The following is a 19,847-nucleotide window of genomic DNA, read 5'->3' as shown; positions in this document are numbered from 1 at the left end:
GTTCAGATGGAAGCGACCTTGCCTTGGGGCGAGTCGGCCGGAATCGCATCGGAAACCGTCACCACTTTGTTTTTGCCCGTCCGCTTGGCTTGATAAAGAGCGCTGTCGGCCTTGCGGAACAACGTTTCCTTGTCGTCCCCCGGCTGGTAATTGCAAAGTCCGATGCTGACTGTTACCGGAGTGCCTTTCATGTTGGAATGCTCGACGACGGCGATCTCTTTTCGCAGCTCTTCCGTAATGCGCTCCGCCTCTGCCAGCGTTTTATCCGCAAAAATGACCGCAAATTCTTCCCCGCCGTAACGGGCCGCGAAGTCATTCGGCGTCATGATGGAAGTGATCGTCGACGCCACTTGCTTCAGCACCAGATCGCCGACCCAATGCCCGTACGAATCGTTGACCTTTTTGAATCCGTCGATATCGATAATCGCCAGCTGCAGCGGCAAATGATATTTCTCCGAATGCTCCAGCAAGGCGTCAAGGTATTCATGAAACGTTTTATGATTGTAAAGTCCCGTCAAGGCATCCATTTTGAGCAGCTTGTCCGAAATGGTTTTTTCGACCAGCAGCTGCTGTTCCGATTTCATTACCGTCTTCAAATAGGCGAAAAATTCCTTGACCCGGATCAAAATGGTTCTCCCGAAAATCAGGCAGACCACAAACACGCTTTCGACCTGGAAGAATTCCGGGATCGGTTTCTGGTACAGCGGGCGTTCCAGCAAAAAATAGATCGGAACGTACATCAGTATCGTAAACATGCCGAAGCCGTACATCATTCTCCGGTCGAAATACACGATCGAAATCAACACCGGGAGCAAAAGCGCCACCTGAGAACCGTCCGCGGCCGGCTCCATAATGAAATAAAACAGGTACGAAATCAAAAACCCGCATGCCACGATGGCTTTTTTATGATGTTTCGTCCAGCGCCGCAGCCACGTTTCCGTCATCGCCAGCAGCAATAAGGTTAGCCCGTTGGAGCACAAAAGCCGAGGCCAGAACATGCCGCCTTTCTCAGCCACGCCCCGCGGGATTCCGCCGAACAGCAAAAAAACGGCCTGCGCCAAGAGAAACATCCCCATGACAATCCAGTAAGCGTTTAATATTTTTCGGTGCCACCGATCCTCCAAAAGAACATTGTTCCCATCCATGAAAAAGTCAATCCCCTACTCTTTAGGAAAGAATAAATCTTGCAAGGAATAACAAATGAAATCGTGATTATCATTATAGCTTACCGTCAGGCCAAAATACATCTTTAATTGTAAAAATATTGAAAATCAGGCTGATATTCGTTCGATACGGGCGGCAACCGGCGCTGAGTTCACCAATTATTCAAATGCCGATGGCTCCGCTCTTCCATTTTTGGGGTATGATGACTACTAGAATCGTTACTTCAAATTTAATGCTTTGAGGAGGGTCCATCTTGAAAAAGGCCATTGCTTTGGTTCTTTCCTGCACGCTTCTCTTGGTCCTTGCCGCTTGCGGGGAGAAGAACAAAAATGCTTCGACGCAAGACAGCGGGGTCGCCGAAACGGGCGTCGCCCCGAGCGAAGAACTGGTCATCAAAGCGACCAATTATGCGTTCGATAAACAGGAATATCATCTCAAAAAAGGGGTTCCCGTCAAAATCACGTTCGAGAATGAGGAAGGCACCCACGGCGTATTGATCCCGGGTCTCGAACTCCAGCTCGACAATAAACATAAATCCCAAGTCGTGACGCCCCAAAAAACCGGCACGTTCGAAATGACCTGCTCGGTATTTTGCGGTGCCGGCCATACCGCGATGATCGCCAAGGTGGTCGTCGACGAATAATCCGGAGCCGGGAGACGCCGCAAAACGGTCCCGTAAAACCAAAGCTGTCTTTAAAGGTTTGGCTTCGCGGGACTTGGACGGTTCGACGGCTTCAAGCAAATCCCCCTACGAAAACTGCAGGGAGGAACTTCAACCATGATGTTCCTGCTTGCCCGGTTTGTAGGGGGATTTGCGTCTTTTTAAATCGCAACAATCAGCTTTGGTCCTGTTCGATCAATTCGATCCATTCGTTATATTCCGTTTGCAGCTTGGCATATTCATCCTGAAGCAAGCTGTGTTCTTTTTGCAGTTCCTCCGTTTTTTCCTTTTGGAGTTCAAGCTCCGCTTGGAGGAGCCGATATTGATGGGCCACGAGCTCGAAGCTTTCGCCGACTTCGCGCAGCTCGGCTGCGGCGCGCTCCTTTTCGTCCTGCAAGCGGTCCAGCCGTTCTTCCCCTGCGGCGATCTGGCGCTGCCATTCCGCAAGTTCGGCCTTCAGTTCCTGCTCCTTGCTGTTCCAATGCTCCTCGCGACTCATCATCTCCTCCAGCTTCTCCTGGTAGGACTGAATCGCCAGCTCGCTGCTGCGAAGCAGTTCGCGCTGCTCGTTTTCCCTGTCGGCCGCGTCGTCCAGCATCCGCGTCAGCTCTTCCACCTTGCGGACGGCCTCATCCTTTTCCTCCAGCACCAACAGGTATTCGATTTCGGTGTCTTCCTGCTGCCGCTTTGTTTCAGCAACCTTTTGCTGCAATTCCTCATGTTGTTTTTGCAGGCCCTGATACTGCTGCTTCAGGTTTTCGTACTGCTTCAAGTGCTCCTGATAGAGCCGTTCCATGTCGCCCTGTTTCTGCCTGAAATCGTTGGCTTGTCGTTCCGCATCACGGTAGGCCGCCTCGCGATCCTCAAGCTCACTCTGCAGCCGCTCGCACTGCTCGCCCAGGTCGGCCAGTTGGTTCAGCAGCTCATCCAGTTCGCGAAGGCGCTGGTCGTATTGGTCCCTGAGCACCTCGTGCTGCTGCAGCGTTTCGCCATGCTGGCGCTGCAGCTTCCGATACTGCTCTTCTTTATCTTCGATCGACTGCCGGAGCTGTTCAAGCAGCGCTTCTTGCTGCGCCGCGGTCTGCTCCAATGCGGCATGCCGCGTTTCATGTTCTTCCAATGCCGCCTGCAGGTTGGCCCGCTCGGCTTGGCTTGCCTCAAGCGACTGCTGGAGCCGCCCGGATTGGGCTTGGCTCTCCTCTAAAGCCCGCTCAAGCTGATCATGCCGGACTTCCTTCTCCTCCAGCGTCTGCCGAAGCCGATCCTTTTCGGACTGGTTCTCTTCGAACTTCCGTTGGAGATTCTGATATTGTTCTTCCTTCTCCTTCAAAGTCTGCCGAAGCTGACCATACCGGGCCTCGTTCTCCGCCAGCGTCTCCTGGAGCTGCTTATATTGGGCTTCGTTGTCTTCCAGCATCTGCAGAAGCTGATCGCTTTCGGTTTGACCCTCCTCGAGCTTCCGTTGAAGATCACGATGTTGTTGTTCCTTCTCCTTCAAAGTCTGACGAAGCTGATCGTACCGGGCTTCGTTCTCCGCCAGCGTCTCCTGAAGCAGCTTGTATCGGCCTTCGCTTTCTTCCAGCGTCCGTTGAAGTTCGATGAATTGGTCTTCCTTCTCCTTCAGCGACTGCTGAAGCTCCCCGTACCGGGCTTCGTTTTCTTGAAGATCCCGCTCAAGCTGCTGCCGAACGCCGTTTTGCTCGCTCAGCGACTGCTGAAGCTTCTCGATCAGCCCATGGCTCGAATCCAGCTGTTCCTGCCGTTCCCGGAGCTGCAGCTCCTTGGCTGCAAGAAGCTCCTGCTGCTCCTCGATCGACAGTTCCTGCAGCTGCAGCGTTTCGTCCAGGTCCTCGAGCTTTTGGTTCTGGTATTCGATCTGCCGCTGCTGCTGTTCCAGCCGGGCTTGCTGCTCCTCGTAGTTCCGCTCTGCCGATTCCGCCTTCCGGGTTTCCTCCGCGAGCTGCTCCTTCAGAAGGCTCAGTTCGTCATGGAGCGATTTCATGCCCGCTTCCAGCGTATCGTTCTGCTCTCCCGCCTCCAGCAGACGGAGTTCCAAATCGCCGATTTCTTCCTTTTGCTTGTCGGCTTGGCTGCGCCAAGAGGCTGCCTCGGCAGCCAGCTTCTCAAGTTCCGCTTTCTGCTTCTGGGCGGATGCGCCGTATTCTTCAAGAAGTTTTTGCATCCGGCGATGCTCCTCTTCCGAAAGCGCCGCTTCTTCTTTGAGACGGTTGATCTGACCGTTCAGCCGAACCTGCTGCTCCCTGAGCGTCTTCAGCTCGGTCTGGGAGACCTCTTCCTTCTTCAGCGCAGCCTGGTGCTGCTCCTGCAGCTTGGCATACGCGTTTTTCGATTGCTGCAGCTCCTCTTGCAGACTGCGGAGCTTCCCTTGCAGCTGGGCGTTTCCTTCCCGAAGCTCGCTCAATTGCTTGTTTAAGCCATCGATGGCCGCCTGATGTTTTTGCTCCGCCTCGCGCAGGGAAGCTTCATGCTTATCGCGGGCTTCCTTTAATGCGGCCAGATGTTTGTCTTCGGCGGTTTTGAGCAGCTCCTGCTGCTTCTGCTGCGCCGCTTGAAGCGCCGCGGCATGCCCCTTCTCAAGCTCCTGGACCGTCGTTTTATGCCGCGCTTCGAGCGATTGCCGGTCTCTTTGGTACTGCTCGGCCGCCTGCTTCTCCTTCCGCTGCAGCGTTTCCTTCATTTCCGTTTCCTTCTTGAGCAAAGCGCGCGCTTCCTCCAGCTCTTTGCCGAGCGAAGCCCGGGTTTTCTGCAGTTCCGCGCCAAGCGAGGTTTTCGTGTCTTCCAGCTGCTTCTTCAGCTCCGCCTGCTCGGTTTCCCACTGCTTGCGAAGCTCCTCCTTTTCCTTGACGCTTGCATGATGTTCTTCCCTAAGCTTTTCGTAAAGCTCCTGCTGTTCGGCGCGGAGCGTATGGAGCTTCGCCAGCTCGCTCCGCAGCTCGCTTCTTTCGCCGGTCAGCATTTTGACCTCGTTTTGAAGCTCGTTCACCTGAAGGGCTTCCTCGGCCATATGTACGGCTGTCAGCACGGCAAGCTTCATCGTATCGAGCCGGGCGTGGTTTTTGGAAATGGCGTTCATCCGCTCATCGACGTAAGCGGCGATCTTTTTCATATAGTCGGCACTGCTGCCCACCAATTTATAAGAAGTCCCGTAGATCTCTACGGAGACGCGTGTACGATCGGGTGTAGTCACTGCTTGCGCCCTCCTTCATATGTGTGTTGGTCTGAGATGTCTGTTCTTTTCGCAAAAAAAGCCACATCGAATCGTTATGTACATGGATTCGATGCGGCTTTGTTCAATTCCTGCTATTTTCTCAATTCTGCATGAAAAGTTTGCTCAAGCCGGGTGACTACGGCTGCATGCGCTGCGGATACTTCTTCATCCGTAAGCGTACGTTCGTTGTGGCGGTATACCGTCGAAATCGCGACGCTCTTTTTGCCTTCGCCGAGCTTACTGCCCGTATACACATCGAATACCTGCACGGACTGCAGCAATTCTCCGGCCGCTTCGCGGATGGCTTCCAGCATCGCACCGGCTTCCACGCTTTCGTCGACTACGACGGCGATGTCACGTTCGGATGCCGGGAAGCGAGGAAGCTCGCGGTATCTGATGTCTTCGCTCGTATGATCATATAACGGCTGAAGCAAAATTTCCGCCGTGTATACGTCGCCAAGGTCGCGCTCCTGCTGAAGCTGCGGATGCACCTGGCCCATCGTACCGATCAGAATCTGCTCCGTGCCGTGCTGCAAATAGACGGAAGCGGAACGGCCCGGATGGTATCCCTCCGGCTGGTTCGCCACGTAACGGATGACGTCCTCCAAGCCGAGGAATTCGAACAGCGTTTCCAGCGCGCCTTTCAGGTCGAAGAAGTCCACGCTCTCCGGTGCCTGATTCCACTGTTTATCCACGCGGTTTCCGCACAACATCAGCGACAGCACCGGCAGCTCCTTCGGCTGGACCGTCACCTGTTCCTCCTGCGTATAGAACACGTTCCCGATTTCGAATACGGCAAGGTCGTTTTGCTTGCGGTTGGCGTTATACGCGGCAACGTCGAGCAGGTTCGGAATGACGCTGGTCCGGAGCACGCTGCGCTCCTCGCTCATCGGCATCAGCAGCTTGACGGCATGGCTGCCCTCGGTCAAGGCCGGGAACAAGCGGGTCGTATCCGGATGCGTGAAGGAATACGTAATGACCTCCTGCCATCCGCCATGCGTAAACAGCTTGCGGATATCGCGGCGAATCGCCTGCGCCTTCGTGTAAGCGCCCGGCGTCGTTTGGCCTTCGATTGCCGTCGTCGGGATGTTGTCGTAGCCGTACAGGCGGGCGATCTCTTCGATCAGATCCACGTCCAGCGTAATGTCTCCGCGCCGCGTCGGCACTTTAACTTCAAGCACGCCCTGCGCGGTGTCCGCGCAGCTGAAATGAAGGCGATTGAAAATCGTTTTGACCTCCAGCATCGACAGATCGGTGCCTAGGAAACGGTTCAGCTTGTCGAACGAAAGCACGATCACCTTCTCTTCGGTTTGCGCCGATCCGGCTTCCACGATGCCTTTATGAACCGCGCCGGACGCATAACGGCAGATCAGCTCTGCGGCCCGATTAAGCGCAGGAATGACGGCGCTTGGATCGACTTCCTTCTCGAACCGCAGGCTCGCTTCGGAGCGGAGCCCCAGCTGTCTGGACGTTTTCCGCACCGTACCGCCGTCAAACTTGGCGGATTCCAGCAGGATGTTCACCGTGCCGTCCGTTACTTCGGAATTCAGTCCGCCCATGACGCCGGCAAGCGCGACCGGTTTTACGCCGTCGGTAATGAGCAGCATATGCGGCTCCAGCTTGCGTTCCTGCCCGTCCAGCGTGACCAGCGTTTCGCCTTCCTTGGCAAGGCGGACGTCGATCGCGCCGCCCTCCAGTTTATCCGCGTCAAACGCGTGCAGCGGCTGGCCGTATTCCAGCATGACATAGTTCGTGATATCGACGATGTTGTTGATCGGGCGCACGCCCGCGGCCATTAACCGGTTTTGCATCCACTGCGGGGAAGGACCGATTTTGACGCCCGTGATGTATCTGGCCGCATAATGGCTGCAGTGCTCCGGAGCGCTGATTTTGACGGAAATATGGTCGGCTGCCGCATCGCTGATTTCCATCAGTTCCTTTTCCGGCCTCGGCAGCTTCACGTCCCGGCCTAGAATGGCTCCGACTTCATAAGCCGCGCCGATCATGCTGAGGCAGTCGGAACGATTCGGCGTCAGGTCGAATTCCAGCACCTTGTCGTCCAAGCCGAGTACCGTTCCGATCGGCGTGCCGACCTGCACGTTCTCTTGCAGCACAAGGATGCCTTCCTGCTGTTCCTTCGGCAAAAGCTTGTCGTTCATGCCGAGCTCTTTTGCCGAGCAGATCATCCCTTGCGACGCGACGCCGCGCAGCTTGGCTTTCTTAATTTCCAGCCCGCCGGGAAGCTTTGCTCCGACGAGCGCCACCGGCACCTTTTGGCCTGCCGCGACGTTTTTCGCGCCGCATACGATCTGCAGGTCTTCTTCTTGTCCGGCATCGACGATGCAGACGTTCAGCTTATCCGCATCCGGATGTTTTTCCTTGCTTTTTACGTAGCCGACAACGACCTTCGAGACGCCTTTGTTGCGGTTTTCGATTTCATCGATTTCGATCCCCGCGCGCGTGATTTGTTCGGCAAGCTCTTCGGCCGCCGCGTTTTCAAGCGAAACATAGTCCGCTAACCATTCTGTTGATACTTTCATCCCGGGTCCCTTCCTTCTTTCCTGATTTCATGTCCGTTCGCAGTTTCCCTTATCGGCGGGCGAACTGTTTCAAAAATGCCATATCCCCATTATAGAAATGACGAATGTCGTCAATGCCGTACTTGAGCATCGCGATCCGGTCCGGCCCCATGCCGAAAGCGAAGCCGCTGTATACCTCAGGATCGTAGCCGCCTTTGCGCAGCACTTCCGGGTGCACCATGCCGCAGCCCAAAATTTCGAGCCAGCCGGTCTGCTTGCACACGCGGCAGCCGCTGCCGCCGCATCTAGCGCAGGTTACGTCCACTTCGGCGCTTGGCTCGGTGAACGGGAAGAAGCTTGGACGCAGGCGGATTTGGGTTTCCGGCCCGAACATTTTTTGCACGAACTGGAGCAGCGTGCCTTTCAGGTCGCTCATCCGGATATTTTCGCCGATGACCAAACCTTCGATCTGGTTGAACTGGAAGGAGTGCGTCGCGTCATCGTCGTCGCGGCGGTACACTTTGCCCGGGCAAATAATTTTGACAGGCACATGCCCCTCCATTTTTTCCATCGTCCGCACTTGGACAGGCGACGTTTGCGTCCGCATCAAAATGTCTTCCGTAATGTAGAACGTATCCTGCATGTCGCGCGCCGGGTGGTTTTTCGGCAGATTCAGCGCTTCGAAGTTGTAATAGTCCGTCTCCACTTCCGGCCCTTCGGCGATTTCATAACCCATGCCGATGAAAATTTCTTCGATTTCCTGGATGACCCGGTTCAGCGGATGAACGCCGCCCTGCTTCATTTTGCGTCCAGGCAGCGTCACGTCGACTTTTTCCGCCTGCAGGCGTTTTTCCGTTTCGGCTTTCTGGAATGCTTCCTGTTTCGATTCGATGACCGCTTCAATCGCGCCGCGCACGTCGTTGGCCACCTGGCCGATGACCGGGCGTTCCTCCGCGCTCAGCGCGCCCATGCCCCGCAAAATTTCCGTCAGGGCGCCTTTTTTGCCCAAATATTTGACGCGCAGGTCATTCAGCTGCTGCACGTCCTCTACTCCCTGCAGCTGGTCCAGAGCTTCCTGCCGCAGCGCTTCGAGTTTCTCCTTCATCTTTTTCCTGCCTCCTTCTCAAAATGAACGTACCGCTTTCGCCCCAAGGGCGATTCGGCATGCCTCCCCGCAAGCGGAGAGGAGCAGCGCAACCGAACCGTATCCCTGAAACTTTACAGAAAACAAAAAAGGCCTTTTCTCCCGAAAAGGGACGAAAAGACCGTGGTACCACCCTTGTTAGAACCGCGTATGGCCCGCGAACGGACTCGCCTGTTCTCACTCTGATTCGTCGTTAACGGCACGAAAACCGGTTTCCCCTACTGCCCCGTGCCGGCCGCGCCGGAAAAAAGGTTCAGGGAACTGCTCCGGAGGGAATTTCGGCAGCCCTGTCCCTGTAGAAACGCTCTCAATCTCCGGCGTCTCCTCCCTGTAAAGCGGCACTGCGTACTTGTCTCCATCATGGCATTTGCTTTTGTTGTTGAACATCATCGTATGACGTTTATTTCATCTTGCACACTATAGTCAACTATTATAAGCAAAAAGGGCGGCGGTGGCAAGTCACCGCCCCATTCGCATCGGGATTAAAGGCTCTCCAGTTCCTTCCGCAGCAAACGGATTTGCCGGATGCGCTCTTCGGCGCCCTCCGCCTCTTCGATCTCAAGCAGCCTGGCGATTTCCCATTCAAGCGCGAGCCTCCGGTTTTCCCGCTCCGGATCTTCCTTTAAAGCTCCCCCATGCCTAGCCATACGTTCCTCTTCTTCCTCCACCGTGCCTTCGAACAGCGAAGGTTCATGATCCGGGGAAAGCGTCAGCAGACGGTTCGCCAGCTTCCGGACCAGCATCCGGTCATGGGACACGACGAGCAGAGCCCCGGGATACGAAGCCAGCGCCTCTTCGACGACCTCGCGCGTCTGGATGTCCAGATAGTTCGTCGGCTCATCCAGCACAAGCAGGTTGGCGCCGCTGAAATACAGCTGCACGAACGCCGCCCGGCATTTTTCGCCCATGCTCAGATTGCCGATTTTTTTGAACACGTCTTCCCGCGAAAACAGAAAGCAGCCCAGAATCGTGCGCGCATGCGTTTCCGTCATGTCCGGCAGGCGCAGCAAGCTGTCCAGCAGCGTTTCATCCAGATTCAAGCCTTCCAGCTCCTGCGAAAAATAACCGATGCGGACCGCCGGGTGCATCCATATTTTGCCCTGATCCGGTTCAAGCTCGCCGAGCACCAGCTTCAGCAGCGTCGATTTGCCGCTGCCGTTCGGGCCTCTCACCGCCATCCGGTCGCCGCGGGACAACTCCAGGTCCAGCCCTCGGAACAGCGGTTCACGGTCATAACCGAAGGTTACGCCTTCCAGCCGCAGCAGGTAGCGGGCAGCAAACCCTCCGTCCCCAAGCTGCATATGGACCTTCGGCGTGTCCCTCGGCTTTTGCACGCTGTCCTTTTCCAGGCGCTCCAGTTCTTTTTGCTTCGCATGGTACCTGGAAATGTTTTTCTTCGCTTTTGCTTTGTAATAAGGGGTAGCGGCTTTGGTTTCGGTATTTTTGTCCGCCGATTTTTCGGCATGGTGAAACCATTCCTGGTAACGGCGGATCGACTCTTCCAGCGCTTCCTTCGCCTGCTTTTGCTTTTTGTACAGCGCCTCCTGCTCCCTCAGCTCCCGCTCCTTTTCCCGTTTGTAGTCGGAATAGCCGCCTTTGTATTTTTTCGCGCCGGTCGCGGTCAGTTCGCAGATTCCCGTCGCCACATGGTTCAGAAACGTCCGGTCATGGGAAACGATCAGCACGGTGCCGTCATATTGGTTAAGCCAAGTTTCGAGCCAGGCCATGCTTTCCCCGTCGAGATGGTTGGTCGGTTCGTCAAGCAGAAGGAACGCCGGGCGTTTGGCCAGCAGCGCTGCAAGCCGGACCCGCGTTTTCTGGCCGCCGCTCAGGTCCGCAAAAGGCAGCTCCCATAGCTCCGGTCCGATGTTCAGCATGGTAAGCACTCGCTCGAGCTCGATTTCCCACTGGAACCCGCCGAGCTGCTCATAACGCTCCAGCGTTTGCCCGTAAGCTTCAAGCACGGTGCCGTCTTCCGAAGCGTAAGGGTCCGCGAGCCGCTGCTCAAGCTGCTTCAAGCTTTGTTTCGCGTGCCAGACCTCTCCGCTGTCGCATCCCGCCGCATCCAGCGTTTTTAATGCCATCAGCGATTCGGAGCTCTGCTCCATCATTCCCCACTGCTCGAGAGGCAGTCCGCGCTCCACGCTGCCGCGGTCCGGGGCCAGCCGTCCCGTCAGGATGTTGAGCAGCGTCGTTTTGCCGGCTCCGTTGGCGCCGAACAACGCCAGCCGCTCCCCTTCGAAAATTTCGAAATCCACGTTTTCAAAAATCGTTTTGCCTTTAAACTCCTTGGTTAGCTGTTTTGCTTTTATAATGTTCATCATCTATGCATCATCCCTTTGAAATCAAAAATAAGAAAAAACCGCAGGCAGCACGCCTACGGCAGGGATTCGAAAATATGATGATGCCTATTCGCTCATGCGCGGGCATACGGAGCCAAATGACCCGGAATGGACTGCCATCCGGAACGATTCTCCATATATGCCTTCAAAAACGCAGAAAAAAAGCACTCTGCATCCGTAACAAGGCCCACGAGTCCACAAAAATAGACATAACCACTCTCTTCCCTGCGCTTGGCGCGAGAAAACTGCCTGTGCAACATATTCATGTCGTCATGCAGATTAAAGAGAATAGCCATGTGTATCCATCGGTATTGTGGTTACCTCGTTTCGTTAGGATGAAATGCTCCATGCCATTGTATCAAATTTAGCCGGGGAAGGAAAGCCCGGAAAAACGGCCGCGTACATCTACGGATATACTCTCCTAACGAATAAAGAACAGCCCACCCCTGACCGCCAGGAATAGGCTGTTCTATCGATGATGCAGCTTTAAACCTCTTCCAAGATCATGACCCCGCGCCCCGGCAGCTCCACGGTTCCCGTCAGCGTTTGCCCGGAAAGCAGATCCCGCCGCTTGCCGCTGCCGACGTCGACGGCCGCCTGCTCCGCGTTATGGTTCAGCAGGAAGAGGAATGACCGGCCTTCCTTCACGCGCCTTGCGGCTTCCACCCCTTCGGGGAGCCGCTCGACCAGAGGCTTGACCCCTTGATCCGCGCACAGCTTGGCAAGGAACGGACGCAAAAACGCCGGAGCCGCGCTCGTGGCTACATAATACGCCTTGCCTTTGCCGAAGGCGTTGACGGTCAAAGCCGGCATGCCCTGATAAAAATCCGAGCCGTATTCTGCCAGCACATCGGCCCCTTCCGCGTGGATCAGATCGAACAGCATTTCGCAGTCGTAGGAGCCCTCCAGTTCGCCGAAGGTCTTCTTCATGACGATCTGATTGTACTGCCCCCGCGGGAGCGCGTCGATCTCCTCCGCCCAGATGCCGAGCAGCGGACGAAGCTCGCCCGGATATCCCCCGGTGGTGACGCGGTCGTTTTCATTGACGATGCCGCTGAAAAACGTCGTCACGAACGTGCCGCCTGCCGCCGTAAAGGCTTCCAGCTTTTTGGCGACCCCCGGTTTGACCATGTACATGACCGGCGCGATGACGATGTCGTACCGGCCGTAATCGGCCTCAACGCCGATCATGTCCGCCTGAATGCCCAGCTTGAAGAGAGCGTCGTAATATTTATGCACCTCGGCGACGTACTGCAGCTCCACCGTCGGGCCGCTCGAAAGCTCGATCGCCCAGCGGTTTTCCCAGTCGTATAAAATCGCCACTTTCGCGTCGCTGCGGGCGTCCAGCAGCGTGTCCCCCAGCCGTTTCAGCTCTTCGCCAAGCGCGGCCACCTCGCGGAACACGCGCGTATGCTCATGCCCCGCATGTTCGATGACCGCGCCGTGAAACTTTTCGCAGGCCCCGATCGAACGCCGCATTTGGAAAAACATGACCGTATCCGCGCCGCGGGCGACCGCCTGATAGCTCCACAGCCGCATGACGCCGGGTCTTTTCAGCGAGTTGTAAGCCTGCCAGTTTTGCTGGCTCGGCGTCTGCTCCATCAACAGGAACGGCATCCCGTCTTTCAGCCCGCGCATCAAATCGTGAACCATCGCCGTCTCGCTGACGGGCGTCGTAAGCGACGGGTAGTTGTCCCAGGAGATGACGTCCATCTCTTTGGCCCAATCGAAATAGTTCAGCTCCGGGTACGTGCCCATCAGGTTGGTCGTAATCGGCACGTCCTTGCTGTGCTCGCGGATCGCGTCCGCTTCGATTTTGTAGCAGGCCAGCAGGCTGTCCGACATAAACCGGCGAAAATCAAGCGAAATGCCTTGAAACGCGCTGACGTTGCCCTCTCCCTCTTCGCTTAGGCCGCTGGGCAGCACGATTTCGTCCCAATCGTAAAAGGTATGTCCCCAAAAGCGCGTATTCCATGCGTGATTGACGGCATCAAGCGTTCCGTAGCGGTTTTGCAGCCATTCCTGGAATGCCGCCTCGCATCGTTCGCAGTAGCAGTAACCCCCGTATTCGTTCGATACGTGCCAGAGCAAAAGCGCGGGATGATCTTTGTAGCGCTCCGCCAGCTTGCCGGCGATCCGCCCGGAATATTCGCGGTACGTCGGACTGTTCGGGCAGGAATTGTGGCGCCCGCCGAACTTTCGCTTCCTTCCGTAAAAATCGACCCGCCTGACGTCGGGGTAACGTTTCGCCATCCAGGCCGGATGCGCCGCCGTGCTTGTCGCAAGCACGACGCCGATGCCGTCCGCATGCAGGCGGTCCATCGTTTCGTCCAGCCAGGCAAAATCGTACGTTTGTTCATCCGGCTGATTCAGCGCCCAGGAAAACACGTTGATCGTCGCGACGTCGATCCCGGCGAGCTTGAACATCCGGTGGTCTTCTTTCCACTCTTCCGGCCCCCACTGCTCCGGATTATAATCTCCGCCGTACCAAATTTTCGGCAGTTTTGGATGGATCACATCGGCCGCCTCCCTTTATCGCATCGCTGCTTATTCCGTGACCAAAAAATTGTTTTTCGCCAGCTTCTGGTACCAGTAGAAACTTTCCTTCGGCGTGCGTTTCAACGTTCGGTAATCGACATGGATCAATCCGAAGCGCATGCCGTAACCTTCCGCCCATTCGAAGTTATCGAGCAGCGACCATTCCATGTACCCTTTCACGGGCACGCCGTCGCTGATGGCGCGGTGCATGGAAATGATATGCTGGCGCAGATACTGGATGCGGCGGATATCGTTTACTTTTCCGTCCACCGGTTCGTCGTTGATGCAGGCGCCGTTTTCCGTGATATAGATCGGAACGTTGCCGTATTTATGATGCGTGTACCGCAGCGAATCGTACAAGCCGACCGAATCCAGCGGCCAGCCGATATCCGTCCGGTCGTAGCCCATATTCAGCTCCTCGTCGTCGAACAGGTTATTGCCTGGCGCGTAACGGCGCACGCTTGCGGTGTAATAGTTCCCGCCGATGAAATCGACCGGCTGGCGGATCGTTTCCATGTCGCCCGGCTGCACGTCCGGTTTCGCTCCCCCTTTTTCGAAAACCTTCAGCAGCCCTTCCGGATAACGGCCGAAATAGATCGGATCGAGGAACCAGTCCCACGTCCATTCGATCGCGCGCCGGCATACTTCCTTGTCCTGCTCGCTGCTCGTATACGGATAAGCCCACGTAATGTTCGGGGCGATGCCGATTTCCCCGTCATAGCCGTGTTCGCGGTAGCTGCGGACGGCCTCGCCGTGCGCCCGGAGCAAATTGTGGGCCACGTTGACGGCCAGCTGCAAATCCCGGTTGCCCGGCGCATGCACGCCCAGATAGTTCGAGAGGAAGGAGCTGCACCACGGCTCGTTCAGCGTGATCCATTTTTTGATTTTTCCGGAAAATTCCTTGAACATCGTTTCGGCATACTGTTTAAAAGCGATCGCCGTATCGCGGTTGTTCCATCCGCCCTCGTCCTGAAGCGCTTGCGGGAGATCCCAGTGGTAAAGCGTGCAAAACGGTTCGATGCCGTTCTCCAGCAGCTCGTCGACGAAGCGGTGGTAAAAATCGAGCCCGGCTTGGTTGATCTCGCCCCGTCCTTGCGGGTAAATGCGCGGCCAGGACACGGAGAAGCGGTACGTCGTAATGCCAAGCTCCTTCATGTAGGCGATGTCTTCCTTGTAACGGTGGTAGCTGTCGCAGGCCACGTCCCCGTTGTCCCCGTTTTTCACCTTTCCCGGCGTATGCGAAAACGTATCCCAGATCGAAAGACCGCGCCCGTCCTCGTTGTAGGCCCCTTCGATCTGGTAAGCGGCCGTCGCGGCTCCCCAGCGGAAATCGGACGGAAATTGAAATATGCTCATGTCATTTCTCCTCCATCATCGGTGTTATCGTATACGTCTCTCCCGGCTGCGTCGCAAATCCTTCCGCGGCTGACACGGAAGTCCCGTCTTGGCGCCGGACGACGAATGCATCCCCGTTCAAAATCCGGCAGGCGCGTCCATGCGTGGACGTGATTCGCGCCCGGATCAGCCGGCCTTCGGCCCACTCCATGTCGACGGTAAACCCGCCGCGGGCGGCAAGTCCCCGAACCTTTCCGCGGCTCCAGGCTTCCGGCAGCGCCGGAAGCAGCTCGAGACCTTCGGCATGGCTTTGGAGCAGCATCTCCGCTACCCCCGCCGTGTAACCGAAGTTGCCGTCGATTTGGAACGGGGGATGGTTGCCGAGCAAGTTCGGGAGGGTCGAATCGGTCAATACCCGGCGGATGCTGCGGTAAGCCCGCTCCCCGTCGCCCAGCCGGGCGAACAAATTGATCATCCAGGCCGCGCTCCAGCCGGTATGGCCGCTGCCGGCGGCAAGCCTCGCCGCAAGCGTCAAGGAGGCCGCTTCGGCAAGCTCCGGCGACTTTCGCGGATGGATGGCGCTTCCCGGATACAAGCCGTATAAATGGGAAACATGGCGGTGTCCCGGTTCATGCTCGGCAAAATCCCCGCTCCACTCCCTGAGCCGCCCGTCGGGCCCGATGCCCGGATGGGCAAGCCGTTCCCGCCGTGCCGCCAGCTCGCTGCGGAATTCGGCATCCGTGTTCAAGATCTCCGACGCCTGAATACAGTGGCCGAACAACTCGTCGATCAGCGCCATATCCATGGCGGAGCCCGGTGCCACGCTGCACGGCGTCCCGTCCGCCGTACGAAACACGTTCTCCGGCGACGTCGAAAGCGGCGTCGTCCATGTGCCGTCCGGGAGCTGCACCAGCCAGTCCAGGCAAAACAGCGCCGCCCCCTTCAGGATCGGATACGCCGTTTCCCGTAAAAACGAAAGATCCGGCCGGAACGCATACCGCTCCCACAAATGCCTCGACAGCCATGCGCCGGCCATCGGCCAAAACGCCCACTTGGCGCTGCCCGCCGATGGCGTCGACATCCGCCACAAATCGGTGTTATGATGCGCCGTCCACCCGCGGCAGCCGTAATGAACGGCAGCCGTGCGCCCGCCGCTGACGCTCAGCTCGCGGATGAGGTCGAAAAGCGGCTCGTGGCACTCTCCCAAGCTGCATGTTTCCGCCGGCCAATAGTTCATTTCCGTATTGATATTGGTCGTATAGTTGCTGTTCCACGGCGGCTGAAGATGCGGATTCCAGATGCCCTGCAGGTTCAGGGCCTGGGTGCCGGGCCGGGAGCCGGCGATCATCAGGTACCGCCCGTAATGGAAGAGCAGGCTTTCGAGCTGCGGATCGGACGCTCCGCCTTGGCAGGCTGTCAGCCGCTCATCCGTAGGGAGGTTCGCGGCTGCTCCCGCTTCCGTCCCCGGTGGCTCCGTACCGAGAAGCAGATCGCAGCGGTCAAACAAAGAGCGGTAATCCTGCACGTGGCGCTTCCGAATCTCTTCATACTTCGCCGGCGCGTTCCGCAAAATCCGCGAGCATTTTGCAGCCGGAGACACCCCGTCCCGGCCCGGCATGACGTCGTGGCCTGCGAAATCCGTCGCAGCCGTAAGCAGCAGCAAAACCGAGTTCGCCCGGCGGATGACCAGCCGCCCGTTTTCGGTTTTCGCTTCGCCGCCGCAGATGCGGGCTGTCAGCACGACCGCGAAGCCGATCCCCAGCCCCTCCTCATAAAGGACCGGGTTCGGATGGTCGCCGCGGTAATTTTCCGCGACATGGGACGGGCCGCGGCCTGTCAGGACCAGCTCCCCGTCCCCCTCGATCCGGAACGGATGCGGCGAAGATAACCGGACCTCCATATCGGGCAGCAGCGCTTCGCTGTTTCCGTCCGCATTTTCGGCATGGATTCGCACGGCGATGACGTCATCCGCATGGCTGGCGAGCACCTCCCGGAAGATTTTGACGCCGTCTGCCTCATAGCTGACTTCCGCCACCGCCTCCTCCAAATGAAGCGCCCGGCTGTAGTTTCGGATCTCGCCTTCCGCGCGGATGGCGATATGAAGATCGCCAAGCGGCTGATAGGATTCGCTCCGCCGCCCGATCATGCCCCCTTCGATCAGCGCTTCGGCTTCCTTGTATCTCCCTTCGCCGGCCAGCGCCTTGGCCGGGTTCAGATGACGGAGCGCCTCGTAATTTAACGTATCCCGCGGGAAGCCGGACCAAAGCGTGTCTTCGTTCAGCTGAATCCGCTCTTCCCGGTCTCCTCCGAATACCATGCCTCCCAGCCGGCCGTTCCCGACCGGCAGCGCTTCGGTCCATTCCCGGGCCGGCCTCCCGTACCATAATTGCTTTTCGTTTTGGCTCATGCGACTTTTCCCCTTCCAGAGACCCATGTCAACTCATCTTTCTTGCCATGAGCTTTCCATAGGCGTACGGGAGGTTCCTTCCTCCGAATGCATTTTCAGCAAAATATTGCACGCAAGGATGATGCAAAAATCCGGACGCTAAAATCTTTGCGGGCTTTCAGCTTCCCGGTTCAAAAGCCAATCGTCAGCTCCAAGGCGCCGACGTCCGGCGTCACGACGATTCCTCGTTCCGTGATCGCCGCCGTGCCGCCTTTGACGCTCGCCACCCGGCTCACGCCCGGCAAAACGGCCTTCCAATTCGCGGCTCCGGATGCCTCGACGCAAACGGAAAGTTCGCCCCCGCCTAAAACCGCCTTGGCCTGCAGCGCAGGCTTCCCTTTCAGGTTCGGAACGGTTACCCGCATCTCCTTGCCTTCTTCCGGCGCAAAGATGTGAAGCTCCACGCCGTCCGCAAAATCATAATCCGGTTTGTCGTCCACGTACCCGACCGGAATGATGCTGCCCGGACGCACGTACAGCGGGAGGCTCATGAAACCATGCTGCTCCGTGATCCAACGGCCGCCCTGCACCTTCTCTCCCGTCAGGAAGGAAGTCCACGTACCCGGCGGCAAATAAAACTCGACTTGTCCGTCTTCGCTGAAAACCGGCGCAACCAACAGCGAATCGCCCAGCATGTACTGCCGGTCGAGCGTACGGCATCCCGGATCTTCCGGGAACTCGAGCACCATCGCCCGCATCAACGGCAGCCCCAGGACCGAAGCGTCCACGGCGGCGCCGAACAGGTACGGCATCAGGCGGCATTTGAGCTTCGTGAAGAAGCGCATCACCTCGACGGCTTCTTCCCCGAACAACCACGGCACGCGGTACGATTGGTTGCCGTGAAGGCGGCTGTGGCTCGACAGCAATCCGAACGCCGCCCAGCGCATATAGACGTCCGCCGGCGCTGTGCTTTCGAAGCCGCCGATGTCGTGGCTCCAGAAACCGAAGCCTGACAGGCCCAGGGACAGGCCTCCGCGCAGGCTTTCCGCCATCGAATCGTAGTTGGCCGTGCAATCCCCGCCCCAGTGGACCGGGAACTGCTGGCCGCCGGCCGTCGCCGACCGGGCGAACAAAGCCGCTTCCCCTTTGCCGAGCTTTTCCTCCAGCACCTCAAATACCGTCCGGTTATAGAGCTGGGTGTAATAGTTGTGCATCCGGTGCGGGTCGGAGCCGTCGAAATAAACCGCGTCGGTCGGAATCCGCTCGCCGAAGTCCGTTTTGAACGAATCCACGCCCATATCGATAAGCTCGCGCAGATAATCGCCGTACCAGCGGCAGGCTTCCGGATTGGTGAAATCGACGATCGCCATGCCCGGCTGCCAGCGGTCCCACTGCCATACGCCGCCGTCCCGTTTTTTCAGGAAGTAACCCCGGCTCGCCCCTTCGTCGAACAATCGCGACTGCTCGCTGATATACGGGTTGATCCAGACGCAAATTTTCAGCCCTTTTGCTTTCAATCGTTCCAGCAATCCCTTCGGATCCGGGAACACGGCCTCGTCCCACTCGAAATCCGTCCAATGAAGCGGCTTCATCCAGAAGCAGTCGAAGTGGAACACATGCAGCGGAAGGTCCCGTTCCTTCATGCCGTCGACAAAACTCATGACCGTCTGTTCGTCGTAATCGGTCGTAAACGAAGTGGTCAGCCACAAGCCGAAGGTCCAGGCCGGAGGCAGCGCCGGCTTGCCGGTCAAAGCCGTGTAATTTTGCAGCACATGGCGCAGCGTTTTACCGCCGACGATCAAATACTCCAGCTTTTCCCCTTCGACGCTGAACTGCACCTTCGAAACCTTCTCCGAGCCCACCTCAAAGGAGACCAGGCCCGGATTGTTGACGAATACGCCGTATCCTTTGCTTGACAGATAAAACGGAATATTTTTGTAAGCCTGCTCCGTGCCCGTGCCGCCGTCGCGGTTCCAAATGTCGAGCGATTGCCCGTTTTTGACGAACGGGGTGAACCGTTCCCCGAGTCCATAAATATGTTCGCCTACGCCCAAATCGAGTTGTTCGCGCATGAAGGTCTGGCCGTCCGAGCGCGTAATGTATGCGAGCGCCTTCAGCCCGCTGCCGGTGATCCGCTTGCCGTCCTGGTAAAAGGACATCTCCCAGCCGCCGCTGCGGCGGATGCTCGCTTTGAGCCGCCCGCTTTGCAGCCAAAGCTCTTCGTCGCTTAATCCCGTTCGTACGGCATGCTCCTCCGTTTCATGAATCGGAAATTCGGGCTTCAGCGAAGCGCCGCCTTTATGATGATGAACGGACACGCGAATGACGTCCTCCATCGGGGAAGAAAGGCTCACCGTCAGCAGGGGAACGTCCAGCATCGCCCAGCGGGGCGTCAAATCCCGGGGCGAAGCGTACACGCTTACCGTTTTGACTTGGGCTTTCGGGCCGTAAGCCTGAATCGGGCTCATGATCTCGAAGCCGGGCAGAGTCAACCAATTGCCGTCGCTAAATTTCATCTGTTAAGCTCAC

10 protein-coding genes and 1 other annotated feature are annotated in these 19,847 nt (G+C 57.4%); of the genes, 1 reads left to right on the top strand and 9 read right to left on the bottom strand.

Annotated elements, in window-relative coordinates; translation table 11 throughout:
• Positions 1-2: 2 nt before the first annotated feature.
• Positions 3-1,145: a GGDEF domain-containing protein gene (locus tag AC27KL_RS09480; RefSeq protein WP_487169524.1), complete on the bottom strand. Its 1,143-nt coding sequence runs from the start codon at positions 1,143-1,145 to the stop codon at positions 3-5.
• A 272-nt stretch (positions 1,146-1,417) separates the two neighbouring features.
• Between AC27KL_RS09480 and AC27KL_RS09475 the strand changes: the two genes are divergently transcribed.
• A complete protein-coding gene (locus AC27KL_RS09475; RefSeq protein ID WP_487169523.1) occupies positions 1,418-1,807 on the top strand; it encodes a cupredoxin domain-containing protein in 390 nt (129 codons plus the stop codon).
• A gap of 193 nt (positions 1,808-2,000) precedes the next feature.
• Here the strand turns inward: AC27KL_RS09475 and AC27KL_RS09470 are convergent, their stop codons facing one another.
• The 8 genes from AC27KL_RS09470 to yicI form a co-directional block, all read right to left on the bottom strand.
• Positions 2,001-5,033 carry a hypothetical protein gene (locus AC27KL_RS09470; RefSeq protein ID WP_487169522.1) on the bottom strand — a complete coding sequence of 1,011 codons (3,033 nt, stop codon included), beginning with the start codon at positions 5,031-5,033 and terminating at the stop codon, positions 2,001-2,003.
• A 113-nt stretch (positions 5,034-5,146) separates the two neighbouring features.
• Positions 5,147-7,594, bottom strand: coding sequence for a phenylalanine--tRNA ligase subunit beta (pheT, locus tag AC27KL_RS09465; RefSeq protein WP_487169521.1), 2,448 nt, complete (start codon positions 7,592-7,594; stop codon positions 5,147-5,149).
• A 49-nt stretch (positions 7,595-7,643) separates the two neighbouring features.
• Positions 7,644-8,678, bottom strand: a complete 1,035-nt coding sequence (pheS, locus tag AC27KL_RS09460; RefSeq protein WP_339321939.1) for a phenylalanine--tRNA ligase subunit alpha — start codon at positions 8,676-8,678, stop codon at positions 7,644-7,646.
• A 144-nt stretch (positions 8,679-8,822) separates the two neighbouring features.
• Positions 8,823-9,088 (bottom strand) — a binding site (T-box leader).
• Positions 9,089-9,199: 111 nt separating this feature from the next.
• Positions 9,200-11,041: a ribosomal protection-like ABC-F family protein gene (abc-f, locus tag AC27KL_RS09455; protein ID WP_487169520.1), complete on the bottom strand. Its 1,842-nt coding sequence runs from the start codon at positions 11,039-11,041 to the stop codon at positions 9,200-9,202.
• Positions 11,042-11,545: 504 nt separating this feature from the next.
• On the bottom strand, positions 11,546-13,576 hold the full coding sequence (locus tag AC27KL_RS09450; RefSeq protein WP_487169519.1) for a beta-galactosidase: 2,031 nt from the start codon (positions 13,574-13,576) through the stop codon (positions 11,546-11,548).
• A 30-nt stretch (positions 13,577-13,606) separates the two neighbouring features.
• Positions 13,607-14,953, bottom strand: a complete 1,347-nt coding sequence (locus AC27KL_RS09445) for a GH1 family beta-glucosidase (RefSeq protein WP_487169518.1) — start codon at positions 14,951-14,953, stop codon at positions 13,607-13,609.
• 1 nt (position 14,954) lies between these two features.
• The gene (locus AC27KL_RS09440) at positions 14,955-17,339 is read right to left on the bottom strand and encodes a glycoside hydrolase family 95 protein (RefSeq protein WP_487169517.1); all 2,385 of its coding nucleotides are present in this window, start codon (positions 17,337-17,339) and stop codon (positions 14,955-14,957) included.
• A 170-nt stretch (positions 17,340-17,509) separates the two neighbouring features.
• Positions 17,510-19,834: an alpha-xylosidase gene (yicI, locus tag AC27KL_RS09435; RefSeq protein ID WP_487169516.1), complete on the bottom strand. Its 2,325-nt coding sequence runs from the start codon at positions 19,832-19,834 to the stop codon at positions 17,510-17,512.
• Positions 19,835-19,847: the final 13 nt, after the last annotated feature.

The sequence above is a fragment of the Paenibacillus sp. YAE3 genome (genome assembly GCF_057546105.1).
This window is presented reverse-complemented; position numbering and strand designations above follow the sequence as displayed.